The sequence below is a fragment of the Cellulomonas xylanilytica genome, assembly GCF_007989805.1.
GTDB lineage: Bacteria > Actinomycetota > Actinomycetes > Actinomycetales > Cellulomonadaceae > Cellulomonas > Cellulomonas xylanilytica.
Window position 1 is genome coordinate 102,101 of sequence record NZ_BJUB01000008.1, and the last position, 23,946, is coordinate 126,046.

The 23,946-nt window shown below is 71.6% G+C and carries 30 protein-coding genes and 1 pseudogene; 26 read left to right on the forward strand and 5 right to left on the reverse strand.

The window, feature by feature from the left end; genetic code table 11:
- Window positions 1-86: 86 nt before the first annotated feature.
- The 17 genes from rpsH to CXY01_RS13470 all read left to right on the forward strand — a co-directional run bounded on the left by rpsH (window position 87) and on the right by CXY01_RS13470 (window position 11,647).
- Window positions 87-485 carry a 30S ribosomal protein S8 gene (gene rpsH / locus CXY01_RS13390; protein ID WP_055912171.1) on the forward strand — a complete coding sequence of 133 codons (399 nt, stop codon included), beginning with the start codon at window positions 87-89 and terminating at the stop codon, window positions 483-485.
- A 24-nt stretch (window positions 486-509) separates the two neighbouring features.
- On the forward strand, window positions 510-1,049 hold the full coding sequence (rplF, locus tag CXY01_RS13395) for a 50S ribosomal protein L6 (RefSeq protein ID WP_146927927.1): 540 nt from the start codon (window positions 510-512) through the stop codon (window positions 1,047-1,049).
- A gap of 2 nt (window positions 1,050-1,051) precedes the next feature.
- Complete coding sequence (gene rplR, locus CXY01_RS13400) at window positions 1,052-1,423, forward strand: 50S ribosomal protein L18 (RefSeq protein ID WP_146927928.1); 372 nt, start codon at window positions 1,052-1,054, stop codon at window positions 1,421-1,423.
- Window positions 1,424-1,460: 37 nt separating this feature from the next.
- A complete protein-coding gene (gene rpsE, locus CXY01_RS13405; protein WP_055912175.1) occupies window positions 1,461-2,126 on the forward strand; it encodes a 30S ribosomal protein S5 in 666 nt (221 codons plus the stop codon).
- Window positions 2,126-2,308, forward strand: coding sequence for a 50S ribosomal protein L30 (rpmD, locus tag CXY01_RS13410; RefSeq protein WP_028045050.1), 183 nt, complete (start codon window positions 2,126-2,128; stop codon window positions 2,306-2,308). The genes rpsE and rpmD overlap by 1 nt, the downstream gene beginning before the upstream one ends.
- Window positions 2,309-2,310: 2 nt before the next feature.
- Window positions 2,311-3,030: a 50S ribosomal protein L15 gene (gene rplO, locus CXY01_RS13415; protein WP_146927929.1), complete on the forward strand. Its 720-nt coding sequence runs from the start codon at window positions 2,311-2,313 to the stop codon at window positions 3,028-3,030.
- Between the two features lie 161 nt (window positions 3,031-3,191).
- The gene (gene secY, locus CXY01_RS13420; protein WP_146927930.1) at window positions 3,192-4,487 is read left to right on the forward strand and encodes a preprotein translocase subunit SecY; all 1,296 of its coding nucleotides are present in this window, start codon (window positions 3,192-3,194) and stop codon (window positions 4,485-4,487) included.
- Window positions 4,484-5,065 (forward strand): adenylate kinase, encoded by a 582-nt coding sequence (locus CXY01_RS13425; protein ID WP_146927931.1) that lies wholly within the window; start codon window positions 4,484-4,486, stop codon window positions 5,063-5,065. Before secY ends, CXY01_RS13425 begins: the two co-directional genes overlap by 4 nt.
- 1 nt (window position 5,066) lies before the next feature.
- Complete coding sequence (gene map, locus CXY01_RS13430) at window positions 5,067-5,909, forward strand: type I methionyl aminopeptidase (RefSeq protein WP_146927932.1); 843 nt, start codon at window positions 5,067-5,069, stop codon at window positions 5,907-5,909.
- A 251-nt stretch (window positions 5,910-6,160) separates the two neighbouring features.
- Window positions 6,161-7,141 (forward strand): LPXTG cell wall anchor domain-containing protein, encoded by a 981-nt coding sequence (locus CXY01_RS13435; protein WP_146927933.1) that lies wholly within the window; start codon window positions 6,161-6,163, stop codon window positions 7,139-7,141.
- 395 nt (window positions 7,142-7,536) lie between these two features.
- A complete protein-coding gene (infA, locus tag CXY01_RS13440) occupies window positions 7,537-7,758 on the forward strand; it encodes a translation initiation factor IF-1 (RefSeq protein WP_013770189.1) in 222 nt (73 codons plus the stop codon).
- Window positions 7,759-7,827: 69 nt separating this feature from the next.
- Window positions 7,828-7,941 carry a 50S ribosomal protein L36 gene (gene rpmJ / locus CXY01_RS13445; RefSeq protein WP_013117849.1) on the forward strand — a complete coding sequence of 38 codons (114 nt, stop codon included), beginning with the start codon at window positions 7,828-7,830 and terminating at the stop codon, window positions 7,939-7,941.
- Window positions 7,942-8,140: 199 nt separating this feature from the next.
- On the forward strand, window positions 8,141-8,521 hold the full coding sequence (rpsM, locus tag CXY01_RS13450) for a 30S ribosomal protein S13 (RefSeq protein ID WP_056023447.1): 381 nt from the start codon (window positions 8,141-8,143) through the stop codon (window positions 8,519-8,521).
- Window positions 8,522-8,581: 60 nt separating this feature from the next.
- Window positions 8,582-8,983, forward strand: coding sequence for a 30S ribosomal protein S11 (gene rpsK, locus CXY01_RS13455; RefSeq protein WP_055912186.1), 402 nt, complete (start codon window positions 8,582-8,584; stop codon window positions 8,981-8,983).
- A gap of 145 nt (window positions 8,984-9,128) precedes the next feature.
- Window positions 9,129-10,139, forward strand: a complete 1,011-nt coding sequence (locus CXY01_RS13460) for a DNA-directed RNA polymerase subunit alpha (protein ID WP_146927934.1) — start codon at window positions 9,129-9,131, stop codon at window positions 10,137-10,139.
- A gap of 74 nt (window positions 10,140-10,213) precedes the next feature.
- Window positions 10,214-10,774 (forward strand): 50S ribosomal protein L17, encoded by a 561-nt coding sequence (gene rplQ / locus CXY01_RS13465; RefSeq protein WP_146927935.1) that lies wholly within the window; start codon window positions 10,214-10,216, stop codon window positions 10,772-10,774.
- A 114-nt stretch (window positions 10,775-10,888) separates the two neighbouring features.
- Complete coding sequence (locus CXY01_RS13470) at window positions 10,889-11,647, forward strand: alpha/beta fold hydrolase (RefSeq protein WP_146927936.1); 759 nt, start codon at window positions 10,889-10,891, stop codon at window positions 11,645-11,647.
- A 13-nt stretch (window positions 11,648-11,660) separates the two neighbouring features.
- Here CXY01_RS13470 and CXY01_RS13475 read toward each other — a convergent pair whose 3' ends face one another.
- Window positions 11,661-12,428, reverse strand: coding sequence for an ROK family protein (locus CXY01_RS13475; protein ID WP_146927937.1), 768 nt, complete (start codon window positions 12,426-12,428; stop codon window positions 11,661-11,663).
- Between the two features lie 80 nt (window positions 12,429-12,508).
- Here CXY01_RS13475 and truA point away from each other — a divergent pair, with 80 nt between their 5' ends.
- On the forward strand, window positions 12,509-13,444 hold the full coding sequence (gene truA / locus CXY01_RS13480; protein ID WP_246125332.1) for a tRNA pseudouridine(38-40) synthase TruA: 936 nt from the start codon (window positions 12,509-12,511) through the stop codon (window positions 13,442-13,444).
- A gap of 48 nt (window positions 13,445-13,492) precedes the next feature.
- Here the strand turns inward: truA and CXY01_RS13485 are convergent, their stop codons facing one another.
- Window positions 13,493-13,933 carry a DUF5709 domain-containing protein gene (locus CXY01_RS13485; RefSeq protein ID WP_146927938.1) on the reverse strand — a complete coding sequence of 147 codons (441 nt, stop codon included), beginning with the start codon at window positions 13,931-13,933 and terminating at the stop codon, window positions 13,493-13,495.
- A 103-nt stretch (window positions 13,934-14,036) separates the two neighbouring features.
- On the opposite strand from CXY01_RS13485, the gene CXY01_RS13490 reads away from it, so the two are divergent.
- Window positions 14,037-15,719: an ABC-F family ATP-binding cassette domain-containing protein gene (locus tag CXY01_RS13490; protein ID WP_146927939.1), complete on the forward strand. Its 1,683-nt coding sequence runs from the start codon at window positions 14,037-14,039 to the stop codon at window positions 15,717-15,719.
- Between the two features lie 13 nt (window positions 15,720-15,732).
- Here CXY01_RS13490 and CXY01_RS13495 read toward each other — a convergent pair whose 3' ends face one another.
- On the reverse strand, window positions 15,733-16,329 hold the full coding sequence (locus tag CXY01_RS13495) for a LysE/ArgO family amino acid transporter (RefSeq protein ID WP_146927940.1): 597 nt from the start codon (window positions 16,327-16,329) through the stop codon (window positions 15,733-15,735).
- 72 nt (window positions 16,330-16,401) lie between these two features.
- On the opposite strand from CXY01_RS13495, the gene CXY01_RS13500 reads away from it, so the two are divergent.
- The 7 genes from CXY01_RS13500 to CXY01_RS13530 all read left to right on the forward strand — a co-directional run bounded on the left by CXY01_RS13500 (window position 16,402) and on the right by CXY01_RS13530 (window position 22,343).
- Window positions 16,402-17,361 (forward strand): LysR family transcriptional regulator ArgP, encoded by a 960-nt coding sequence (locus CXY01_RS13500; RefSeq protein ID WP_146927941.1) that lies wholly within the window; start codon window positions 16,402-16,404, stop codon window positions 17,359-17,361.
- A gap of 252 nt (window positions 17,362-17,613) precedes the next feature.
- Entirely contained in the window at window positions 17,614-18,063 is a 450-nt protein-coding gene (rplM, locus tag CXY01_RS13505; RefSeq protein WP_055912203.1) for a 50S ribosomal protein L13, read from the forward strand.
- A 38-nt stretch (window positions 18,064-18,101) separates the two neighbouring features.
- Window positions 18,102-18,590: a 30S ribosomal protein S9 gene (gene rpsI / locus CXY01_RS13510; protein ID WP_056088985.1), complete on the forward strand. Its 489-nt coding sequence runs from the start codon at window positions 18,102-18,104 to the stop codon at window positions 18,588-18,590.
- A 136-nt stretch (window positions 18,591-18,726) separates the two neighbouring features.
- Entirely contained in the window at window positions 18,727-20,076 is a 1,350-nt protein-coding gene (gene glmM, locus CXY01_RS13515; RefSeq protein WP_146927942.1) for a phosphoglucosamine mutase, read from the forward strand.
- A gap of 38 nt (window positions 20,077-20,114) precedes the next feature.
- Window positions 20,115-20,741, forward strand: coding sequence for a peptide deformylase (locus CXY01_RS13520; protein WP_246125333.1), 627 nt, complete (start codon window positions 20,115-20,117; stop codon window positions 20,739-20,741).
- A gap of 168 nt (window positions 20,742-20,909) precedes the next feature.
- A complete protein-coding gene (locus CXY01_RS13525) occupies window positions 20,910-21,608 on the forward strand; it encodes a DedA family protein (RefSeq protein ID WP_246125335.1) in 699 nt (232 codons plus the stop codon).
- A 144-nt stretch (window positions 21,609-21,752) separates the two neighbouring features.
- Window positions 21,753-22,343: a hypothetical protein gene (locus CXY01_RS13530; protein ID WP_146927943.1), complete on the forward strand. Its 591-nt coding sequence runs from the start codon at window positions 21,753-21,755 to the stop codon at window positions 22,341-22,343.
- 11 nt (window positions 22,344-22,354) lie between these two features.
- Here the strand turns inward: CXY01_RS13530 and coaA are convergent, their stop codons facing one another.
- Together coaA and CXY01_RS21205 are read right to left on the reverse strand one after the other, a co-directional pair.
- Entirely contained in the window at window positions 22,355-23,317 is a 963-nt protein-coding gene (gene coaA / locus CXY01_RS21200) for a type I pantothenate kinase (RefSeq protein WP_246125373.1), read from the reverse strand.
- A 60-nt stretch (window positions 23,318-23,377) separates the two neighbouring features.
- A pseudogene (locus tag CXY01_RS21205) lies at window positions 23,378-23,935 on the reverse strand (TetR/AcrR family transcriptional regulator); the annotation flags it as partial.
- Between the last annotated feature and the right edge of the window lie 11 nt (window positions 23,936-23,946).

The window sequence follows — 23,946 nt, forward strand, 5'->3', positions numbered from 1 at the left end:
CACTCAGCACCACTCAGCAACACGAACGTCGGTAGGTCCTGCCCCTTCGGGGGCGGGATACCCCGGCGAGGAAGGGCGGAAGCCCCATGACCATGACCGACCCCATCGCAGACCTGCTCACGCGGCTGCGTAACGCGAACTCGGCTCACCACGACACCGTGCTGATCCCGTTCTCGAAGCTGAAGTCGCACATCGCGGAGATCCTCCAGGCGGAGGGCTACATCACGGGCTGGAAGGTCGAGGACGCCGTCGTCGGCAAGAACCTCATCATCGAGCTCAAGTACGGCCCCAACCGCGAGCGTGCGCTCGCCGGCGTCAAGCGCGTGTCCAAGCCGGGCCTGCGCGTGTACGCCAAGTCGACCAACCTGCCCAAGGTGCTCGGCGGCCTCGGCGTGGCGATCCTGTCCACGTCCTCCGGTCTCCTCACCGACAAGCAGGCCGCCAAGAAGGGCGTGGGTGGGGAAGTCCTCGCCTACGTCTGGTAAGTCCGAGACGGAAAGGAGCTAGCCATGTCCCGAATCGGCAGAGTCCCCGTCACGGTCCCCACCGGCGTGGATGTCGACATCAACGGCGCGGTCGTGACGGTCAAGGGGCCCAAGGGCACCCTGACGCACACGATCCCCGCCCCCATCGAGGTGGCGCGCGACGAGGCAGGTGCTCTCGTGGTCACCCGCCCCGACGACGAGCGCGCCTCGCGCTCGCTGCACGGCCTCACCCGCACGCTCCTGGCGAACCTCGTCATCGGCGTGACGGACGGCTACGTCAAGAAGCTCGAGATCGTCGGTACCGGTTACCGCGTGACGGCCAAGGGCTCGGACCTCGAGTTCGCGCTCGGGTTCAGCCACCCGGTCACGGTCAACCCGCCGGAGGGCATCACCTTCGTCGTCGAAGCCCCGACGCGCTTCTCGGTGCAGGGCATCGACAAGCAGCAGGTCGGCGAGGTCGCCGCGAACATCCGCAAGATCCGCAAGCCTGAGCCGTACAAGGGCAAGGGCGTGCGGTACGCGGGCGAGAACGTGCGCCGCAAGGTCGGAAAGGCCGGTAAGTAACCATGGCTCTCAAGATCCTCGGCAAGGGCAAGCGTGTTGCCCGCCAGCGTCGCCACCTGCGCCTTCGCAAGAAGGTCGCGGGCTCGGCCGCTCGTCCCCGTCTCGTCGTGACCCGGTCCGCCCGGCACATCACGGCGCAGGTCGTGGACGACGGCATCGGCCAGACCCTCGTGTCCGCGTCGACCCTCGAGGCCGACCTGCGTGGCTCGAACGACGACAAGACTGCCAAGGCCCGCAAGGTCGGCGAGCTCATCGCCGAGCGTGCGAAGGCTGCCGGCCTCGACGCCGTGGTCTTCGACCGCGGCGGCAACAAGTACCACGGCCGTGTCGCCGCGGTGGCTGACGGCGCCCGCGAGGGTGGGCTGAAGCTGTGACGACGACGACGACCTTCCGAAAGAAGAGGACTCACTGATGGCTGCTCCTCAGCGCAGCAACACCGGGGCGCCCGCGGGCGGCACCGGCGGAGGCGGCGACCGTCGTGACGGCGGTCGTGGCCGTGACGGTGGCGGCGGCCGTGGCCGCGACGCCGCAGAGAAGAGCGCGTTCCTCGAGCGCGTCGTGACGATCAACCGCGTCGCCAAGGTCGTCAAGGGCGGCCGGCGCTTCAGCTTCACCGCGCTCGTCGTGGTCGGCGACGGCGACGGCACCGTGGGTGTCGGCTACGGGAAGGCCAAGGAGGTGCCCGCGGCGATCGCCAAGGGCGTCGAGGAGGCCAAGAAGAACTTCTTCAAGGTCCCGCGCATCCAGGGCACCATCCCGCACCCCATCCAGGGTGAGGCCGCTGCCGGTGTCGTCTTCCTGCGTCCGGCCTCGCCGGGTACCGGTGTGATCGCCGGTGGTCCGGTGCGCGCCGTGCTCGAGTGCGCCGGTATCCACGACGTCCTGAGCAAGTCGCTCGGCTCGTCCAACGCGATCAACATCGTGCACGCCACGGTCGCGGCCCTGCGTGGCCTCGAGCGTCCCGAGGCCGTGGCCGCGCGCCGTGGTCTCCCGGTCGAGCACGTCGTCCCGGCTGCCCTCCTCCGTGCCCAGGCTGCCGGCCTGGCCGCAGCGGCGGGCTCGAAGGCAGGTGCCTGATGGCTCGACTCAAGGTGACCCAGACGCGTTCTGGCATCGGCGGTAAGCAGAACCAGCGCGACACCCTGCGCACCCTCGGCCTCAAGCGGATCGGCGACGTCGTCGTCAAGGAGGACCGCCCTGAGATCCGCGGCATGGTCAAGACGGTGACGCACCTTGTCGCGGTCGAAGAGGTGGAGTGACCATGGCTGACGAGAAGAACGACAAGGTGGAGGCCGAGGTGACGGCCCCCAAGAAGGCCGCTGCCAAGAAGGCTCCTGCCAAGAAGGCCGCCGACACGGAGTCCGCTCCGAAGGCGACCAAGGCGAAGGCCGCGGCGAAGGCCGACGCTGCCGAGTCGACGACCGAGGCTGCACCGAAGGCGAAGGCCGCCAAGGCCGAGCCGAAGGCTGCTGCGCCGAAGAAGTCGGTCTCCGCCGCGGCGGCGAAGGCGGCCGAGGCCGCCGCGCAGCCCGGCAACGGTGGCACGCTCAAGGTGCACCACCTCCGTCCGGCTCCGGGCGCCAAGACCGCCAAGACCCGCGTGGGTCGTGGCGAGGCGTCCAAGGGCAAGACGGCCGGTCGTGGCACCAAGGGCACCAAGGCCCGCTACCAGGTGCCGACGCGCTTCGAGGGTGGGCAGATGCCCATGCACATGCGCCTCCCGAAGCTGCGCGGCTTCAAGAACCCGTTCCGCGTCGAGTACCAGGTGGTCAACCTGGACAAGCTCTCGGCGCTGTACCCGAACGGTGGCGACGTGACTGTCGCCGACCTCGTGGCGAAGGGCGCTGTCCGCAAGGGCAAGCCCGTCAAGGTGCTCGGCACCGGTGAGCTCACGGTCAAGGTCTCTGTCGCGGTCGACGCCTACTCGGCGTCCGCGAAGGACGCGATCGTGGCTGCCGGCGGAAGCGTCGCGCAGGACTGATCGAAGGACGGGACCGGTGGGGACGTAGTTACCCACCGGTCCCGTTCCGTATGTCGGCGGGCATCAGTTAGGGTGCCCCGGTGCTCGCGACTCGTCGCGGGCTGCACGGCCGGAATGGCCCGGTCGTACGAGATGCCGCTCCGGCGGCCCAGGAGGACCAGGTGCTAGGCGCATTCGTGCGGGCGTTCCGGACGCCCGACCTGCGGCGCAAGCTGCTCTTCACCATCGGGATCATGGTGCTCTTCCGTGTCGGCTCGTTCTTGCCGACGCCGGGTGTGTCGTACCCGAACGTGCAGACGTGTATCGAGCAGTCGCAGGGCAACGACCTGCTCGGGCTGGTGAACCTGTTCAGCGGCGGAGCACTGCTCCAGCTCTCGGTGTTCGCGCTCGGGATCATGCCGTACATCACGGCGAGCATCATCGTGCAGCTGCTCCGGGTGGTCATCCCTCGGTTCGAGGAGCTGCACAAGGAGGGCCAGTCCGGCACCGCCAAGTTGACGCAGTACACGCGGTACCTGACGATCGGCCTCGCGGTCCTGCAGTCGACGACGATCATCACGGTCGCGCGCAGCGGTCAGCTGTTCGCCGGCTGCACCGTCGAGGTCATCCCGAACGACTCCTGGCAGACGCTCCTGCTCATGGTCATCACCATGACGGCCGGTACCGGCCTGATCATGTGGCTCGGCGAGCTCATCACGGAGCGCGGCGTCGGCAACGGCATGTCGCTGCTCATCTTCACGTCGATCGCGGCGAGCTTCCCCGGTGCCATGTGGTCCATCGCCGGTGGCGACAACGGCATCTCGAAGTTCATCGTAGTCATGGCGATCGTCGTCCTGGTCATCGCGCTGGTCGTCTTCGTCGAGCAGTCGCAGCGCCGCGTGCCGGTCCAGTACGCCAAGCGGATGGTCGGCCGCCGCATGTACGGCGGGTCGAGCACCTACATCCCGATCAAGATCAACATGGCCGGTGTCATCCCGGTGATCTTCGCGTCGTCGCTGCTCGCGGTGCCGGGCCTGCTCGCGCAGTTCGGCGACCCGGCGGCGGGCTGGGTCCAGTGGGTCACCCGCTACCTGGCGTCGCCCAGCGCCCCGCTGCACCTGGCGATCTACGTCGTCCTCATCATCTTCTTCTGCTACTTCTACACCGCGATCACGTTCAACCCGGACGAGGTCGCCGACAACATGAAGAAGTACGGCGGCTTCATCCCCGGCATCCGTGCCGGGCGGCCGACCGCCGAGTACCTCGACTACGTCATCTCGCGGATCACCGCGCCCGGCTCGATCTACCTGGCGATCGTGGCGCTGATCCCGACCATCGCGTTCATCGTCCTGGGCGTCGGCGCGAACATCCCGTTCGGTGGGGCCTCGATCCTCATCGTCGTGGGTGTCGGTCTCGAGACCGTCAAGCAGATCGAGTCCCAGCTGCAGCAGCGGCACTACGAAGGGTTCTTGCGTTGAGCACCCGTCTCGTCCTGCTCGGCCCTCCGGGTGCGGGCAAGGGCACCCAGGCCGCGCGCCTCGCCGAGCGCTTCGGGGTGCCCGCCATCTCCACCGGGGACATCTTCCGCGCCAACATCAAGGGCGGGACCCCGCTCGGCCGCACCGTGCAGGAGTACACCTCTCGCGGCGCGCTCGTGCCGGACTCGGTCACCAACGACATGGTGCGCGACCGGCTGGCGCAGGACGACGCCGCGGACGGCTTCCTGCTCGACGGGTACCCCCGCAACGTGGCGCAGGTCGGCGAGCTCGACGCGATCCTCGCCGACGCCGGCCTGACGCTCGACCTGGCGGTGGAGATCACCGCGGACCCGGACGTCGTGGCCGAGCGTCTGCTGAAGCGCGCCGAGATCGAGGGCCGCGACGACGACACCGAGGACGTCATCCGTCACCGGCTCGACGTCTACGCCCAGGAGACCGCCCCGATCGCGCACGTCTACGCCGAGCGCGGCCTGCTCGTGCAGGTCGACGGGATCGGCGACGTCGACGCGGTCACCGAGCGTCTGGCCGCGGCGATCGGCGCCACCAGCGGGCGCTGACGTGTTCGGGCGCGAACGGATCGAGTACAAGACGCCGGAGCAGGTGCTGCTGATGCGCCGCGCCGGCCTGGTGGTCGCCGAGGCGCTTGCGGCGGTCCGTGAGCGTGCGGTGCCGGGCGTCACCACGGGGCAGCTCGACGCGGTCGCGGCAGAGGTCATCGGGGACCACGACGCGAAGGCGTCCTTCCTCGGCTACCACGGCTACCCGGCGACCCTCTGCGTGTCCGTGAACGACGAGGTCGTGCACGGGATCCCTGGGCCGCGGGTGCTCGAGGCGGGCGACGTGGTCTCGATCGACTGCGGCGCGATCGTCGAGGGGTGGCACGGCGACTCCGCGATCACGGTGGTCCTCGACGGTGCCGCGCCGGACGACGTCGACCTGGCAGCCACGACCGAGCGGGCCATGTGGTCCGGCATCGCGGCGCTCGCCGGCGCCGAGCGCCTCGGCGCGGTGGGGGAGGCGGTGGAGGACGTCGTCGACGCCGCCGAGGAGGCCGGTCTGAACGGCGGTGCACGCTACGGCCTCGTCGAGGAGTACGTCGGTCACGGGATCGGCACGGCCATGCACCAGCCGCCCGACGTCCCGAACTTCCGCAGCAGGGACCGCGGCCCTCGCGTCCGTCCCGGTCTGTGCGTGGCGGTCGAACCGATGATCGTGCGCGGGCAGCGGTTCACGCAGATCCTCGACGACGACTGGACCGTGGTCACGTCCGACGGCTCGCGCGCGTCGCACTGGGAGCACACGGTCGCCGTCCTGGAGGACGGGATCTGGGTGCTGACCGCCGCCGACGGTGGTGTCGAGCAGCTCGGTGCGCTCGGTGTCACCGTCGCGCCGCTCGGCTGAGTGGCGGAGCTACCCGGCAGTACGTCCAACCAGGTGAACTTGTGTCCAGTTATCCACAAATCGCCTGGGATCGGGTGAATCGGACGCGCGTTGACCGGTTTGTCGGATACGGTCCTGACCGGCGGTGAACGATCCGCCACGGGTGCTCCTCGGGGCCCGCACGGTCTGGTCCGCGCGGTGAGGGGTGTGAGCACCCGACTCCGGCAGTCGCGTGGTCAGCGCGCGCCTGCACTCGACGTGATGGGTGACTCATGCAGCGCAGCGTTCTTCCCTCCCCGACCTCTCCCCGACACGGCCGTCGGCGCGCGCGTCTGCTCGGCGCCCTCGCCCTCACCTCGGCCCTCCTCGTCGGACTCGGCGCCGGCGCGGCGCAGGCGCACGACCGCCCCAGCACCGGTGGCTACGGCGGCGGCCACGGCGGCGGCGGTCCGAAGACGCCGCCCAAGCCCGCTGAGCCGCAGACCACGGGTGCGTACGTGTACCTGAAGAAGGACGCGAGCAAGCCCGCGTCCTGGGAGAACTCGACCCAGCAGTACCTCGTGGCCACGTGGCCCGGGGCCTCGTGGCGCGACCTCACCCTCGAGGAGGTCGCGGCAGCCCTGCCCGCCGAGCTGGCGCTCTGTGGAGACGTGTGGGGAGTCCAGCAGGACAAGGCGTGGGGTGACGAGACCGTCTTCACCGAGAACAAGGCGCCGTCCTACCCGAAGGACTTCATCGGCTGGCGCACGAAGGACAACCCGAAGGGTGCGATCTTCGCCGCCAAGCACTGGGACCTGTCCGCGATGGTGAACGTGCCGCCGTGCGGTCCGGTCCCGACGGAGACGCCCAGCGCCACGCCGACGCCGACTCAGACGTCGACGCCGACGCCCACGCCGGTCGAGACCCCGACGCCGACCCCGTCGCAGACCGTGACGCCGCCGGCACCGACGCCGTCGGTGACGCCGACGCCGATCGCGGAGGTGGACGACGAGCCGACGCCGACGCCGAGCGCGACGGCTCCGGCGCCGACCACGACCCCGGCTCCCACGACGACCCCGACGGCCGAGGTCCTGGCCGCGACGCCGAGCCCCAGCGCGTCGTTCTACTCGGAGGTCCTGGCCAACGGGAGCACGGGCGGTGCGACGCTCGCCGCCACCGGCTCGTCCCCGCTGCCCGGCCTGCTCGCGGGCGGGATCCTGGTGCTCTCGGGTGCCGCCCTGCTCCTGCTGCGCCGTCACCGCGCGACGAGCTGACTGAGCACCGGCTGATCTAGCGGGGGAGGGCCGCCGTCGAGTCGACGGCGGCCCTTCGCTCGTCCGCTGCCGGCCCGGGGCGAGGCGGGGCCGCGTGCGCAGGGTCGCGATCGTGCAGGCGCGGGGCCACGTCGGCCTCGCGGAGGCGGTCGTGCCGGCGGGGTGCGGTCGCACTGTGTCGGACGGCACAGGCCCGGGCGGACCGACGGCCCCGGCATGGTTTCGTCCCGTGGGCCTGATGGCGTAAGATTGTCCGTTGGGTGTGCGCCCGGTTCTCGTGGCGCGACGTACCCACAGATGTTCCCAGCAGGATCCCACCACGCCGACCTCGTCCACTCCTGGGCGGGGGCCGCCGAGGTGGGCTGATCCATCAGGACCGACAGTTAGCGGAGGATATGGCGAAGAAGGACGGTGTCATCGAGATCGAGGGCAGCGTCGTGGAGGCTCTGCCCAACGCGATGTTCCGCGTGGAGCTCACCAACGGCCACAAGGTGCTCGCCCACATCTCGGGCAAGATGCGACAGCACTACATCCGGATCCTCCCCGAGGACCGGGTGGTGGTCGAGCTGAGCCCGTACGACCTGTCCCGTGGCCGGATCGTCTACCGCTACAAGTAACAGCCACTCGAACACGCCGTCACACCTCGGGCCTGACCCGGGAGCAGAGCGGCGGCGGAGGAACACGCGATGAAGGTCAAGCCCAGCGTCAAGAAGATCTGCGACAAGTGCAAGGTGATCCGCCGGCACGGTCGCGTCCAGGTGATCTGCGAGAACCTGCGCCACAAGCAGCGCCAGGGCTGATGCCCTGACGCCGGTCCGTCGGACCAGCAGCTCGACCAGCACCACCGGCTCCGCAGAGAGACTTCTCTCGAGGGGCCAGCAAGCGCACAGCCACTCCGGCGGTCATCCGCCGGTGCACCCTCGGTCGGAGGCCGGGGCCCGCAGCACGCGGGAGGGCAGTGCGGCAGACCTCCGAAGCAGTTCAGGAGCCACCAGGCACATGGCACGTCTTATCGGCGTCGACCTCCCCCGCGAGAAGCGGCTCGAGATCGCGCTCACCTACATCTACGGGGTCGGCCGTACCCGCGCCCAGGCAACTCTGGCCGCGACCGGCATCAGCCCGGACCTGCGCGTGAAGGACCTCGGCGACGCCGAGCTCGTCGCGCTGCGTGACTTCCTCGAGACGAGCTACAAGCTCGAGGGTGACCTTCGCCGTGAGGTCGCTGCGGACATCCGCCGCAAGGTCGAGATCGGCTGCTACGAGGGCCTGCGCCACCGCCGTGGCCTTCCGGTGCGCGGTCAGCGCACCAAGACCAACGCGCGTACCCGCAAGGGCCCGAAGCGCACCGTCGCCGGCAAGAAGAAGGCCGGGCGCAAGTAGCCCTCCGCCCCGGGCGCCTCGCGCCAGGGCAAGCCGATCAGACCTCGAGAGAAGAAGAGAATGCCTCCCAAGACCCGTTCCGCCGTGCGCAAGCCGCGCCGCAAGGAGAAGAAGAACGTCTCCCACGGCCAGGCGCACATCAAGAGCACGTTCAACAACACGATCATCTCCATCACCGACCCGACCGGCGCCGTCATCGCGTCGGCCTCGTCGGGCCAGGTGGGCTTCAAGGGCTCGCGCAAGTCGACCCCCTTCGCGGCGCAGCTCGCCGCCGAGGCGGCCGCTCGTCGCGCCCAGGAGCACGGCATGAAGAAGGTCGACGTCTTCGTCAAGGGCCCCGGCTCCGGCCGTGAGACCGCGATCCGCTCGCTGCAGGCGACCGGGCTCGAGGTCGGCTCGATCCAGGACGTGACGCCCCAGGCGCACAACGGCTGCCGTCCGCCGAAGCGCCGGCGCGTCTGACCGTCGGTCTCGTACGGGTCGGTGCGCGACCGCGTGTCGCGCACCGACCCGGACATCCTTACGTCGACCAGGTGGACCGAGACCAGGTCGGCTCGTAGTACTGCGCAGCGTCATATGGCGGACGCCCGCTGAGAGGAAACACACCGTGCTGATTGCACAGCGCCCCACCCTGACCGAAGAGGTCATCTCGGAGAACCGGTCGCGGTTCTCCATCGAGCCGCTGGAGCCGGGTTTCGGCTACACGCTCGGCAACTCGCTCCGCCGGACGCTGCTGTCCTCCATCCCCGGTGCCGCAGTCACGTCCATCCGGATCGACGGCGTGCTGCACGAGTTCTCCACCGTGCCGGGCGTCAAGGAGGACGTCACCGAGATCATCCTCAACATCAAGCAGCTGGTCGTCTCCTCGGAGAACGACGAGCCCGTCGTGATGTACCTGCGCAAGCAGGGCGCCGGTGAGGTCAGCGCCGCGGACATCGTGCCGCCGGCCGGTGTCGAGGTGCACAACCCCGACCTGCACCTCGCCACGCTCAACGACAAGGGCAAGCTCGAGATCGAGCTGACCGTCGAGCGCGGTCGTGGGTACGTGTCGGCGAACCAGAACAAGTCGTTCGACACCGAGATCGGCCGTATCCCGGTCGACTCGATCTACTCGCCGGTCCTCAAGGTGACCTACAAGGTCGAGGCGACGCGTGTCGAGCAGCGCACGGACTTCGACAAGCTGGTCGTCGACGTCGAGACCAAGTCGGCGATCGGCCCGCGTGACGCGCTGGCCTCCGCCGGCAAGACCCTCGTCGAGCTGTTCGGCCTGGCGCGCGAGCTGAACATCGAGGCCGAGGGCATCGAGATCGGCCCGTCGCCGACCGACGCTGCGCTCGCCGCGGACCTCGCTCTGCCGATCGAGGACCTGCAGCTCACGATCCGCTCGTACAACTGCCTCAAGCGTGAGGGCATCCACTCCGTGGGTGAGCTCGTCGCCCGGTCCGAGGCGGACCTCCTGGACATCCGCAACTTCGGTGCGAAGTCCATCACCGAGGTCAAGGAGAAGCTCGCCGAGCTCGGCCTGACGCTCAAGGACAGCCCGCTCGACTTCGACCCGTCCTCCACCGCCTACTACGGCGACGACGAGGGCGACTTCGTCGAGGACGAGCAGTACTGACGCCGGGGACGTAGACGGGCCGCTCCACACCGGCCCGTCTCCAGCCCATCACTGGAACTCAAGGAGTAATAACCATGCCTACGCCCACCAAGGGTCCCCGGCTCGGTGGCGGACCGGCGCACGAGCGGCTGATCCTCGCGAACCTCGCGACGTCGCTGTTCGAGCACAAGCGCATCACGACGACCGAGACGAAGGCCAAGCGCCTGCGTCCGCTCGCCGAGCGCCTCATCACGTTCGCCAAGCGTGGAGACCTGCACGCCCGCCGCCGCGTGATGACCGTCGTCAAGGACAAGTCCGTCGTGCACGCGCTGTTCACCGAGATCGCCCCGGCTGTCGCCGAGCGTCAGGGTGGCTACACGCGCATCACGAAGATCGGCCCCCGCAAGGGCGACAACGCCCCCATGGCCGTCATCGAGCTCGTGCTCGAGCCGCTCTCCCCGAAGCAGGCCGTCGTGAAGGAGGCCACCAAGGCCACCTCGAAGGCCGCGCCCAAGGCGAAGAAGGCCGACGCGGTCGAGGACAAGCCGGTCGAGGACGCGCCCGTCGAGGACGCCGCCGTCGAGGACGCCCCCGTCGAGGACGCGCCCGCCGAGGACGCGCCCGCCGAGTCGAAGGACGACGCCGACAAGGCGTGATCCGACAGCACGTCGAGAAGGCCCGGGACCCGCTGGTCCCGGGCCTTCCGTCGTCCCGGTCCCGCTCCCTCGTGCACGGGGCGACGGTCGACGAGCGAGCCTAGAGTCGGAGGCATGAGCATGCCGGTCGTCCTCGTGCACGGGCTGCGCACCTCCCGCACGATGTGGCGGGCGCAGGTCGAGGCGCTGGAGCGGGTGGGGCGCCGCGCGGTCGCGGTGGACCTGCCCGGCCACGGCACCCGGATCGGTGAGCCGTTCACGCTGGACGCGGCCGTGGGCACGGTGGCGGACGCGATCGACGAGCTCGGTGGGCGGGCGTTCGTCGTGGGCCTCTCCCTCGGCGGGTACGTGGCGATCCGGCACGCAGCACGCCACCCGCAGCAGGTGGCCGGGCTGATCGCCGCGTCCTGCTCGACGCGCCCCCACAGGGTCCTGCTGGCGGGGTGGTCGTTCGGTGCCCGGGGGATCGCGCGGTTGTCGGACAGAGGAGCGCGCCTCAACCAGTTCTTCGTGGACCTCGCACTGCCCCCCGTCGGCGCGGCCGACGTCGGCGCCGGTGGCTTCGCGCTCGACGCCACGAACGAGGTCCTGGCCGAGATGTCGATCGCCACACCGCTGGCGGACCTGGCGCGGGTCGAGGCGCCGGTGTGGCTGGTCAACGGCGCGTTCGACCACTTCCGCGGCGAGGAGCGGCAGTTCCTGGCCGCGTGCCGGGACGGGCGGCTGGTCGTGGTGCCGCGGGCGACGCACCTGGTGAGCCTGGTCCAGCCGGCGCGGTTCACGCGTGTCCTGCTCGAGGCGCTGGACGAGGTCGAGGCGAGGTCGCAGGCGGTGGCCGCGTCGACGGACGCAGGCGGTCGGCGACAGGGCTGACCGGCGGTCGGGGTCAGCGCGCCAAGGACCACGCCCGGACGCCGCCGACGATGCCGGCCTGGTTCGGGACGACCACGACGTCGTCGCCGAGCCGCGCGAGCGTCGTCGCGGTGACCTGACGCGCGTTCCCGCCGCCGAGGTACAGCCGGTCCCACACGAACACCGGCCGGAAGCCGTCGACGACGCGGCGGACCCGTCGGGACCAGAGCGCGTCACCGAGCCGCGCACGCTCCACCTGCCCGACGTACGCGTCGTAGGTGGTGCCCCAGCGCACGGGGGCGTGCGAGAGCTCGAGGTGCGGCGCAAGGACGCCGCCGTCGAACAGCGCGGTGCCGAGCCCGGTGCCGAGCGTGAGGACCAGCTCCACCCCGGTCCCGGAGATCACCCCGGCACCGTGCACCTCGGCGTCGTTGAGGACGAGGGTGGGCAGGCCCAGGCGCGTCTCGATCGCCGCGCGGATGTCGCAGCCCGCCCAGGCGGCGACCAGCGCGGGATCGATCGAGGTCCGGGGTCCGGAGCGGGTCACGTAGTGCGGGGTGGCGACGACGACCCCGTGCCGGATCATCCCGGGCATCCCGACGGTCGCGCGGTGGGCGGCCGGCAGGTCGGCGGCGATGTCCGCGATCGTCGCGACGAGGCGCTCCGGGGGGAGCGGGTAGGGAGTCGGCACCCGGACCGCCGGCGCGTGCAGCGTGCCGGCTGCGTCGAGCACCGACGCCTTGATCCCCCCGCCGCCGCAGTCGACGGCGAGCGTGAACGGGTCGGAGCCGGAGGCGGGCACGGGACCACGGTAGGCGACGGTCGGCGGGTGGTCGGCGCTGACGCACGGAGGGACGCACCGGCCGACTACCGTGTGGACCCGTGAGCGAGAGCAAGGACGGCGTGCCGACGGGTGCGCCGACGCAGGAGCAGGAGCCGGCCGTCCGGCTGCGGCTCGAGCTGGCGTACGACGGCACGGGGTTCGCCGGCTGGGCGATCCAGCCGGGTCTGCGGACCGTCCAGGGGGTGCTGGAGGCCGCCCTGGGCACCGTCCTGCGGACCGACGGGCCGCCGCGCGTGACGGTGGCCGGTCGCACGGACTCCGGCGTGCACGCACGCGGGCAGGTGGCGCACGTCGACATCCCTGCGGGCCTCATCGAGAAGAGCAGGGGCCGGTCGACGCGACCGGTCGACGCGGTCCTGCTCACGCGTCTCGGGGGGATCCTCCCGGCGGACCTCGTCGTGCACACGCTCGTGCGGGCGCCCGAGGGATTCGATGCCCGGTTCTCCGCGCTGAGCCGCCGCTACACCTACCGGATCTGCGACGACAGCGCGCGACGCGACCCGCTGTCGCGCGCGCACGTCCTGTGGCACCGCCGAGGGCTCGACGTCGACGCGATGGCGGCCGCGGCGCGGCCCCTCGTCGGCCGCCACGACTTCGCGTCGTACTGCAAGCCGCGGGCAGGCGCGACGACCATCAGGACGCTCGAGGCGTTCGCGTGGTCCCGCCCGGTCGACGGGCCCGACGCCGGCCTGGTGGTGGCGACGGTGCAGGCGGACGCGTTCTGCCACTCGATGGTGCGCTCGCTGGTCGGCGCGAGCCTGGCCGTCGGGGAGGGACGTCGTGGGTCCGGCTGGCCGGCGGAGCTCCTCGCCGCCCGGCGCCGTGGCGAGGGCGTGCACGTCGTCGCGGCCCACGGGCTCACCCTCGAGGAGGTGGGCTACCCGCCGGACGACGAGCTGGCCGCCCGGGCCGTCCAGACGAGGGCGCGGCGGGCCGCTGACGACCTGCAGCACGCGGCGAGCTGCTGCGGCTGACAGCACGACGCCCCGGCCGGGCGAGCCGGCCGGGGCGGTGCGGTGCGGTCAGACCTCGTCGACGTCGTCGCGGTAGCGGCGGTCGTCGACGTACTCCTCCTCGATGAGGTGCACGGCGGCCTCCTCGGCGCTCGCGGCACCGCCGGAGATCCCCGCGTCGATGGCGAACCCGTCGGTCCCACCGGCCTCGACGGCGTTGTCGTCCTCGACCAACCGACCGGCGCGGTACTCGTCGCGGTCAGGACGCGGTCGCGCCTCCCAGATCTCGGGCTCCTCCTGACCGATCCGCTGGTCGATCGTCTCCCGGTGCGCCTCCTCCCACGGCGTCTCGCCGTAGTGGTTCGACCGGGGCCGCTCGGGGACGGTGTAGCCCTCGTCGAGCGCGTCGTCGAGACCGCGGTCGAGCAGGGTGTCCTCGCTCGTGAGCTGGTCGGTGTCGCCCTCGCTGTCGAGCTCGGGATCGGTGCTGGTGGCAGGTGTGTCACTCATGCGTCCGACCCTCGCACCGAGCGCGGCCCGGCGCCAGAGGTCGTGGCCAACGCCACGATCAATCCGTTGTCCTCGCGCACGGCGGGCCAGGGACACTGGGCGCATGGGCCACCTCGACATCGGCGGCATCGGGTACTTCCTGCCCGACGGCCGTCCGCTCCTCGACGACGTGTCGTTCCAGGTCGGTGACGGCGCCCGCGTCGCGCTCGTCGGACCCAACGGGGCCGGCAAGACGACGCTGCTGCGGATCGTCGCCGGGGACGAGGCGCCGCACGCGGGGTCCGTGGGGCGCAGCGGGGGGCTGGGCATCATGCGGCAGGACATCGGCCGCATCGACGACGACCGCTCGATCCGGGACCTGCTGGCGTCGCTCGCCTCGCCGGCCGTCCGGGACGCCGCGGTCGAGCTGGCGGCGGCGGAGCTGGGCATCATGGAGGTCGACGACGAGCCTGCGCAGATGCGGTACGCGCAGGCGCTGGTCGACTGGGCAGACGTCGGTGGGTACGAGGCGGAGGCGGGCTGGGACCGCGTCACCGACGCCGTGCTGTCCATCCCGTTCGACGCCGCGCAGCACCGTGAGGTCCGCACGCTGTCCGGGGGCGAGCAGAAGCGGCTGGTGCTCGAGGCGCTGCTGCGCGGCCCGGACGAGGTGCTGCTGCTCGACGAGCCCGACAACGCCCTGGACGTGCCGACGAAGCGCTGGCTCGAGGACAAGCTGCGGGCGTCGAGCAAGACCGTGCTCTTCGTCAGCCACGACCGCGAGATGCTCGCCCGGGTGGCCACCCAGGTGGCGACGCTCGAGCCTGGAGTCAACGGTGCAGCCGTGTGGGTGCACGGCGGCGGCTTCGCCACGTACCACCAGGCCCGCGAGGACCGGCGCTCGCGGCTGGAGGAGCTGCTGCGACGGTGGGAGGAGGAGCACGCGAAGCTCAAGGAGCTGGTGCTCACCCTCAAGACGAAGGCCGCCTTCAACGACGGGCTGGCGTCGCGGTACTCCGCGGCGCAGACGCGCCTGCGCAAGTTCGAGGAGGCGGGGCCGCCGACGCTGCTGGCGCGCGAGCAGAACGTCAAGGTCCGGCTGCGCGGCGGTCGGACCGCCAAGCGCGCGGTCGTGGCGAGCGACCTGGAGCTCACGGGCCTCATGAAGCCCTTCGACCTCGAGGTCTGGTTCGGCGAGCGCGTCGCGGTGCTGGGCTCCAACGGTTCCGGCAAGTCGCACTTCCTGCGGTTGCTCGCGGCCGGCGGCAGCGACCCGAGCCCCGAGCACGCGCCCGCCGACGACCTTCCGGTCGCGCCCGTCAAGCACACCGGACGGGTCGTCCTCGGCCCGCGGGTCCGGCCCGGCTGGTTCGCGCAGAACCACGGCCACCCGGAGCTCGTCGGCCGGACGCTGCTGGAGATCCTGCACCGGGGCGAGGGGCACCGCGCCGGTCTGGGACGCGAGCAGGCCAGCAAGGCGCTCGACCGGTACGAGCTGGTCGCCGCGGCCGAGCAGCGGTACGAGACGCTGTCCGGCGGGCAGCAGGCGCGTCTGCAGATCCTCCTGCTCGAGCTCGGGGGAGCGACGCTGCTGCTTCTCGACGAGCCCACCGACAACCTGGACCTGCACTCCGCCGAGGCGTTGGAGACCGGGCTCGCGGCCTTCGAGGGCACGGTCCTGGCGGTCACGCACGACCGCTGGTTCACCCGGACGTTCGACCGGTTCCTCGTGTTCGGCGCGGACGGGGAGGTCGTCGAGACGCCCGAGCCCGTCTGGGACGCCGGGCGCGTGGACCGGGTGCGCTGAGGCGTCGGCCTGCTCAGAGCAGCAGCGTGACGGCGAGCGTCGCCATGACGACCGCGATGACGATGTCGAGCACCTGCCAGGCGCGCGGCCGGGCGAAGACGGGGCGCAGGTAGGTGGCGCCGAACCCGAGGGCGGTGAACCACGTGATGCTCGCGAGCACGGCCCCGGCGCCGAACACCCACGCGCCGGGGTCGTGCTGGTGGGCCAGCGAGCCCAGCAGCACGACGGTGTCCAGGTAGACGTGCGGGTTGAGGAACGTCAGCGCGAGGCACGTGGTGAGGACGGCCCCGAGCGAGGCCGGCCCCTCCGTCGCGGGGTCGAGGCGCTCGGGCCGTCGTGCCCGACGCGCCGCACCGACGGCGAGCACGAGGAGGAAGGCGGCACCCGCGTACCGGGTGACGGTCAGGACGGCGGGGTTCTCGGTGACGAGCGCGCCGAGCCCGGCGATCCCGGCGGCGATCAGCAGCGCGTCCGCGACGGCGCAGACCGCGACGACGGGCAGCACGTGCTCTCGCCGGATGCCCTGGCGCAGCACGAAGGCGTTCTGGGCACCGATGGCGACGATGAGGGACAGCGCGGTGAGGTAGCCCGAGAGGGCAGCGGCGGGCATGACGACGACGCTAGGCGCCGGGTCCATCTGTAGTCCAGTTCATGATCCTGGCGAAGCATTAGGATCATTCATGTGGCCTTCGACTCGGATCAGCTCAGCGCCCTCGCCGCCGTCGTGCACGAGGGCAGCTTCGACGCCGCCGCGCAGCGTCTGCACGTCACTCCGTCGGCGGTGAGCCAGCGCATCAAGGCGCTGGAACAGCAGGTGGGACGCGTGCTGGTGCTCCGGACGCGGCCGTGCAGACCCACCGACGACGGTGAGGTCCTGGTGCGGCTGGCCGGCCAGCAGGAGCTGCTCGGACGCGATGCGATGGCGCAGCTGGTGCCCGCACCGGGTGCGTCGCGCGCCGCACCGTCGAAGCGACGGCTGCCCGTCGCGGTCAACGACGACTCGATGTCCACGTGGTTCCCGGCGGCCGTCGCGGACCTCCCCGCGGACGTCCTGCTGGACCTGCGGCGCGAGGACCAGGAGCTGTCCGCGGACCTGCTGCGCGACGGCACCGTGATGGCGGCGGTCACCGCGGACCCGCGCGCCGTGCAGGGCTGTCGGGTCCGGCGGCTGGGCGCGATGCGGTACCTCGCCGTCGCGGCACCGGACCGCCGGGACCGCTGGTTCGCGGACGGGCTGGGGGCGGAGGCCTTCGCGGCGGCGCCGTTGCTGGCGTTCAACCGGGAGGATGGCCTGCAGGAACGCTTCGTGGCGTCGGTCGTGGGGCGTCGCACGGTGACACCGCACGTCCACTACGTGCCGTCGCAGTCGGCGTTCGTGGGGCTGGTCCAGGCGGGGCTCGGCTGGGGGATGGTGCCCGAGGTCGCGGCCGCCCCGTTGATCGCCGCCGGCGCGCTCGTCGAGATCCGGGCCGGGCGCTCCCTGGACGTCCCGCTTTACTGGCAGCACTGGGCGCTGCGGACCCCGACGCTCGACGACCTCACGGAGCGCGTCGTGCGCGCAGCGTCCGCGGCGCTGCGACCGGTGCGCCGGCACGGCCCGCCGTCGACCGCGGGCCGCACGGCGGTCGCCGACCGCGGCTGACGGAAGCGGGGCCCGGCGTCGGAGTTCCGCGTTTTGACCCCTCGGTCCGCCGCCAGGTAATCTTGTGAGTCGTTGTGCGTCCCCGTCCCGGCGGCTGCTGGTGCCTTCTCAGCACCCAGCACCGAGCCAGGACGGCAGGGCCGGTGCGTTCCCGCTCGCCGCCTGGATGCCGACGAGAGCATTCATCGGCGGACCCGCACCCTGCGGAGTCCCGCCGCGACAAGATTCGCAACGAAACGAAGGCTGACGACCGTGCGCACGTACACCCCGAAGCCCGGCGACGTCGAGCGGACCTGGCACATCATCGACGCGAACGATGTCGTCCTGGGTCGCCTGGCCACACATGTGGCCACGTTGCTGCGCGGCAAGCACAAGGCAACCTTTGCTCCCCACGTCGACGGCGGTGACTTCGTCATCGTCATCAACGCGAGCAAGGTGGCACTGACCGGCAACAAGCGCGAGAACAAGCTCGCGTACCGCCACTCCGGGTACCCGGGTGGCCTGCGGGCCGTGGCCTACTCCGACCTCCTGGAGAAGCACCCCGAGCGCGCGATCGAGAAGGCTGTCCGCGGCATGCTCCCCAAGAGCTCGCTCGCGCGCCAGCAGCTCACCAAGCTCAAGGTCTACGCCGGTGCCGAGCACCCGCACGCGGCGCAGCAGCCGAAGCCCTTCGAGATCACCCAGGTCTCTCAGCAGGCGTGAGCCGGCTGAGTACAGAGAACAAGGACGCGAGGACACCAGTGGCAGAGACCACGGTCGACATCGACCTCGAGGGCGATGACACCCCCACCAGCTACACCTCCGAGACGGCTGCCCCCACGGGCCGCGGTCAGAGCATCACGGCACCGGCGAACGCGCTCGGCCGTCGCAAGGAGGCCATCGCGCGCGTGCGCCTGGTCCCCGGCACCGGTCAGTGGAAGGTCAACGGGCGCACGCTCGAGGACTACTTCCCGAACAAGGTGCACCAGCAGCTCGTGAACTCCCCGTTCAAGCTGGTCGACGTCGAGGGCCGTTTCGACGTCGTCGCCCGCATCACCGGCGGTGGCGTGAGCGGCCAGGCCGGCGCGCTGCGCCTGGGCATCGCCCGTGCGCTGAACGCGATCGACGAGGAGCACAACCGCCCGGCCCTGAAGAAGGCCGGCTTCCTGACCCGCGACGCCCGCGTCGTGGAGCGCAAGAAGGCCGGCCTCAAGAAGGCCCGTAAGGCTCCGCAGTACTCGAAGCGCTGATCGTCGCGCTTCGGCCCGATGGCCCTGCCGGTCTCTCGACCAGCGGGGCCATCGGCATGTCTGCAACCATCGACATCGAGCACGACGGGGGGCGCGCCACGGCTGCCGCGCCCCGCAAGGACGAAGGAGCCTGACCATGGGTCGACTGTTCGGGACCGACGGCGTGCGTGGGCTCGCCAACCGGGACGTCACTGCTGAGCTCGCGCTCGACCTCTCGGTGGCGGCCGCGCACGTGCTCGGCTCGCTGGGGGAGTTCGAGGGGCACCGGCCCCGGGCGATCGTCGGGCGGGACAGCCGCGCCTCGGGGGAGTTCCTCGCCGCTGCCGTGTCCGCCGGCCTCGCCTCGGCGGGCGTGGACGTCAACAACGTCGGCGTGCTGCCGACGCCCGCCGTGGCCTTCTTGACCGCCGAGCTCGGCGTCGACATCGGGGTCGTCCTGTCGGCCTCGCACAACCCGATGCCCGACAACGGCATCAAGTTCCTGGCCAAGGGCGGGCACAAGCTCGACGACGAGCTCGAGGCCGCCATCGAGGCGCGCATGGGTGAGAGCTGGGAGCGCCCGCTCGGCGGGGACGTCGGCCGCATCCGCGTCGACACCGGCCGTGCCGGCGAGCAGTACATCGAGCACCTCGTCGGCACCATCGACGTGCCGCTGACGGGTCTGCGCATCGCGGTCGACTGCGCGAACGGCGCGGCGAGCGAGGTCGGTCCCGCGTCCCTGCGGGCAGCCGGCGCCGATGTCGTCGTCATCAACGCCTCGCCCGACGGCCGCAACATCAACGAGAAGTGCGGCTCGACGCACCCCGAGCAGCTGCAGGCCGCGGTCGTGGCCTCCGAGGCCGACCTCGGCGTCGCGTTCGACGGGGACGCCGACCGGTGCCTCGCCGTCGACGCGTCCGGTGCGCTGGTGGACGGCGACCAGATCATGGGGATCCTGGCGATCGCGATGCGCGACCGCGGCGACCTGGTGGCCGACACGCTGGTCACCACCGTCATGAGCAACCTCGGCCTCAAGATCGCGATGACCGAGGCGGGGATCGCGACGATCGACACCGCGGTCGGCGACCGGTACGTGCTCGAGGCGATGCGGGCGGGCGGCTACTCCCTCGGCGGCGAGCAGTCGGGGCACATCATCATGGCCGCGCACGCGACCACCGGCGACGGTGTCCTCACCGCGCTGCAGCTGGCCGCGCGGGTCGCGGCGACGGGGACGACGATCGCCGACCTCGCCGGGGTCGTCCGGCGGCTGCCGCAGACTCTCGTGAACGTGCCGGGCGTCGACAAGCGCCGCGCGTCGTCGGACGAGTCGCTGCTGGACGCGGTGCGCGAGGCGGAGGCCGTGCTGGGCAGCACGGGCCGGGTGCTGCTGCGCTCGTCGGGCACCGAGGACCTCGTCCGGGTCATGGTCGAGGCCGGGACGCAGACGGAGGCGGACCGGGTGGCGCACGAGCTGGCCGACGTCGTCCTGGACCGGCTGGCGCTGTAGTGCCGTCGGGGCCGCAGTGGGACCAGGCGCTGCGTGACGTGGCGCTGTGGATCATCGAGTCCGGCACGCGCTCGCCCGAGGGTGTGGCGCCCATCGTCCAGGCCGGGCACCCGGCGCTGCGGACCGTGGCCACGCCGTACGACGGTCAGCTGTCCGACGAGGAGCTGACCGCGCTCCTCGACGTGATGCACCGGACGATGCGGGCGGCACCCGGCGTCGGGCTGGCGGCGCCGCAGCTCGGGCTGCCGGTGGCGATCGCGGTGCTCGAGGACCCGGGCACCGTCCTCGAGGAGCACGCGCAGGTCCGGGAGCGCGAGCCGCTGCCGTACCGGGTCCTGGTGAACCCGCGGTACACCCCGGTCGGCGACGAGCGTGCCGCGTTCTACGAGGGCTGCCTGAGCGTCGTCGGCTACCAGGCGGTCGTCGCCCGCGCGCGGCACGTGCACCTGACCGGTACGGACGAGAGCGGCGCCGCTGTGGACGAGATCGTGGGCGGCTGGTCCGCGCGCATCGTCCAGCACGAGACCGACCACCTCGCCGGGACGCTGTACCTGGACCGGGCCGAGCTGCGCTCGCTCGCGGCCACCGACGACTTCGGTGCGCGGTGGGCGGCGGAGCCTACGCCCGCCGCCGCTGCGCGCGCACTGGGGTTCGGGCTGGACTGAGCACCAGACCCCGGGTGGAGCCGGCGTCCGACCCCGGGATGAATCGGGGCTGCACCAGGGATGAACCGGGGGTCACCCCTATGTCGTCCGGGTGTTGTGGCGACTTACCGTGGGGGCACGACATCGGGCGGACCACCGCCGGGTGCACGACGCAGGAGCTGATGTCACGTGCTGGAGGGGTGGGCCCTGGCCCTCGTAGGTTCCCCGTGGATCTTCGTCGTGCTCTATCTGTTCGCCACCATCGACGGGTTCTTCCCGCCGGTCCCGAGCGAGTCGATCGTCATCGCGCTGTCCGCCGTGGCCATGGCCGAGGGCACGCCGAACCTGGCCCTGATCATGCTGGTCGCGGCGGCCGGCGCCTGGTCCGGCGACCAGATCGCGTACCAGATCGGCACCAAGGTCAAGGTGCGTGACCTGCGCTTCCTGCGGTCCGCCAAGGGTCAGGCGGCCGTCGACTGGGCCGAGAACGCTCTGGAGAACCGCGGCGCGGCGTTCATCATCGCCGCCCGCTACATCCCGATCGGCCGCGTCGCGGTGAACATGACCGCGGGGGCGGTCGGCTACAGCCGGCGCCGGTTCATGGGACTCACCGCCATCGCCGCCGTCACGTGGGGCTGCTACTCGGCGCTCATCGGGATCGGCGCCGGTGCCTGGCTGCACGACCACACGCTCGTCGCGGTCGCGGTCGGCGTCGTCGGGGGGCTCGCGATCGGCCTGGTCGTCGACTGGGTGCTGCGGAAGCTGACCCACCACCGTCCGGTCGTGGAGGGCGCTCAGGCGCCCCGGGTGGCCGGCGAGGAGGTCGTCCCGCAGGCGCAGGCGAGCGCTCCGGTCACAGGACGCTCACGATCCGACCCCGCCGCCTAACGATCCGGTATCACCGTGTCATTTCGCCCATGACTGTGCTTACTCTCTGACTGTGTCGACGTCGCGGTCGGCGCTCCCGTGCCTGATCACACCCCCGGGGGTGTGGTCCGGCATGGCCGGATGCAGACAGGGGGCGAGATGGGCGTGCGTGGACGGTGGGTCGTCGGCCTCATGCTGCCCCCTGCGCTGCTCCTGGGCGTCACCGCGTGCAGCAGCCCGGGTGAGCAGGCGCAGGACGCGCCCACCGCGGTGGTGGTCAACGACGCCGACTGCCTCTCGTCGCAGGTCCTCACCGACCTGGGTCTGGTGGCGGCCGGCGCGACCAGCGACACAGGGACCCCGCACGCGGACGCCCCCGACGCCGGTCGCGTGCCGGACGACTTCCTCCCCGTCAGCGTCGTCGTCTGCGCGCCGGGAGGGACCCTGCAGGACTCGTCCGGCACGTGGGTGGCGCTGACCGCGAGCCGCCGTGAGGGCGACCTCGACCCGCTCGTCGCGGCACTGCGCCGGCCCTCGGCGCAGCGTGGCGGGACGTGCAGCAGCGCCTCCGTCACGGCTCCCTCGCTCTGGCTCGTCGACGCCCTGGGTCGCGCCGTCCGTCCGGTGTGGCCGACGGACCGCTGCGGGTCCCCGCAGGAGGCGGTCTCGGTCGCCCTGGAGGCGCTCGAGGAGACGGACAGCGAGCAGTACCCGGTCCGGCTCGTGATCCCCGCGGAGCCGACGGCGCAGCGGTGAGCCGCTGAGCGCTACAGCTTGCGCAGCCGCACCCGTTCCACCGCGTGGTCGCTGTCCTTGGTCAGGACGAGGGTGGCGCGGCTGCGCGTGGGCAGGATGTTCTGCACGAGGTTGGGCTGGTTGATCGAGTCCCAGATCCGCTCGGCGCGCTCCACGGCCTCGTCGTCGCTCAGCGCGGCGTACCGGTGGAAGTACGACTCGGGTCGGGCGAACGCCGTCTGCCGCAGCGCCAGGAAGCGGTCCACGTACCAGCGCCGCACGTCGCTGGTGCGGGCGTCGACGTAGATCGAGAAGTCGAAGAAGTCGCTCACGGCCAGGTTGGACGTGCCCTCGGCGGTCGGCCGGGCGGGCTGGAGCACGTTGAGCCCCTCGACGATGAGCACGTCGGGGCGGTTCACGACAATCTCGCGGCCGGGCAGGATGTCGTAGGTCAGGTGGTCGTAGACAGGGACGCTGACCTCGGGCCGGCCGGCCTTCACCTTGGAGACGAACCGGAGCAGCGCGCGGCGGTCGTAGGACTCGGGGAAGCCCTTGCGGTCCATCAGCCCGCGGCGCTCGAGCTCGGCGTTGGGGTAGAGGAACCCGTCGGTGGTGATCAGCTGGACCCGTGGCGTCGCCGGCCACCGCGCCAGGAGCTCGCGCAGGAGTCGCGCGGTGGTGGACTTGCCGACGGCGACGGAGCCCGCGACGCCGATCACGAACGGCGTCCCGCCGACGTCCTCGCGCAGGAACGTGCTCGACGCGGCGTGCAGCCCGCGGGTGGCCTCGATGTGCAGGTCGAGCAGCCGGGAGATGGGGCGGTAGATGGCGTCGACCTCGGCGAGGTCGATCGGGTCCCCGAGGCCCGCGAGGCGTTCGACGTCGGCGTCGGTGAGCGGCAGCGGCGTGGACGCGGAGAGCCGGGTCCAGGCGGCGCGGTCGAGGTCGACGTAGGGCGACGCCGGTGCCACGGCGGCGGGCCGGGGCGTGTGCACGGGAGGGACGGGATCGGCGGTGGTGGGCGCGCCGAAGCCCAGGAGCACCGCACGCACCCCGGCGTCGAACTCCCGGCGGGCGGCGTCGGTCGGGGTGCCCCTGCCGGGCCCGGCCTGCAGGATCTCCGTCATCACCCAGCCGTGGACCTGGGACCAGAGCGTGCGGGCGATGGTCTCGGTGTCGCCCGTGAGCTCGCCGCGGTTCACGGCGTCCTGCGTCCGGGCGACGTGGTCGTCGAGCGACAGGCCCCCGCGCTGTGCGGAGGCGTCGGTCGCCTCTCCGGCGGTGATGCTCGGGGTGAACATCACCGTGTACTCCAGCGGGTGCTCGAGCGCCCAGTCGCGGTACGCGTGCGCGCCGCGGAGCAGCCGGTCGACGCCGTGCAGCGTGTCGATCGGCGCCAGGGCCCGGTCGAGCCCCGCGAACGCCTCCATGATCGCCGCGTCGACGAGCGCGGACTTGCTGCCGAAGTGGGTGTACACCCCGATGGTCGAGCAGCCGGAGAGCGCGGCGATGCGGCGCACGGTGAGAGCGGCCGGGCCCTCGGTGCCGAGGATCTTGACGGTCTCGGCGAGGATCCGGTCGCGCAGGGGCAGCGTTGACGTCGCTGTGGTCACATCACTACGTT

Coding starts and splice junctions, on each gene's coding strand:
- rpsH (WP_055912171.1), top strand. CDS start 87: ATGACCATGACCGACCCCATCGCAGACCTGCTCACGCGGCTGCGTAAC.
- rplF (WP_146927927.1), top strand. CDS start 510: ATGTCCCGAATCGGCAGAGTCCCCGTCACGGTCCCCACCGGCGTGGAT.
- rplR (WP_146927928.1), top strand. CDS start 1,052: ATGGCTCTCAAGATCCTCGGCAAGGGCAAGCGTGTTGCCCGCCAGCGT.
- rpsE (WP_055912175.1), top strand. CDS start 1,461: ATGGCTGCTCCTCAGCGCAGCAACACCGGGGCGCCCGCGGGCGGCACC.
- rpmD (WP_028045050.1), top strand. CDS start 2,126: ATGGCTCGACTCAAGGTGACCCAGACGCGTTCTGGCATCGGCGGTAAG.
- rplO (WP_146927929.1), top strand. CDS start 2,311: ATGGCTGACGAGAAGAACGACAAGGTGGAGGCCGAGGTGACGGCCCCC.
- CXY01_RS13435 (WP_146927933.1), top strand. CDS start 6,161: ATGCAGCGCAGCGTTCTTCCCTCCCCGACCTCTCCCCGACACGGCCGT.
- infA (WP_013770189.1), top strand. CDS start 7,537: ATGGCGAAGAAGGACGGTGTCATCGAGATCGAGGGCAGCGTCGTGGAG.
- rpmJ (WP_013117849.1), top strand. CDS start 7,828: ATGAAGGTCAAGCCCAGCGTCAAGAAGATCTGCGACAAGTGCAAGGTG.
- rpsM (WP_056023447.1), top strand. CDS start 8,141: ATGGCACGTCTTATCGGCGTCGACCTCCCCCGCGAGAAGCGGCTCGAG.
- rpsK (WP_055912186.1), top strand. CDS start 8,582: ATGCCTCCCAAGACCCGTTCCGCCGTGCGCAAGCCGCGCCGCAAGGAG.
- rplQ (WP_146927935.1), top strand. CDS start 10,214: ATGCCTACGCCCACCAAGGGTCCCCGGCTCGGTGGCGGACCGGCGCAC.
- CXY01_RS13470 (WP_146927936.1), top strand. CDS start 10,889: ATGAGCATGCCGGTCGTCCTCGTGCACGGGCTGCGCACCTCCCGCACG.
- CXY01_RS13485 (WP_146927938.1), bottom strand. CDS start 13,933: ATGAGTGACACACCTGCCACCAGCACCGATCCCGAGCTCGACAGCGAG.
- CXY01_RS13490 (WP_146927939.1), top strand. CDS start 14,037: ATGGGCCACCTCGACATCGGCGGCATCGGGTACTTCCTGCCCGACGGC.
- CXY01_RS13495 (WP_146927940.1), bottom strand. CDS start 16,329: ATGCCCGCCGCTGCCCTCTCGGGCTACCTCACCGCGCTGTCCCTCATC.
- glmM (WP_146927942.1), top strand. CDS start 18,727: ATGGGTCGACTGTTCGGGACCGACGGCGTGCGTGGGCTCGCCAACCGG.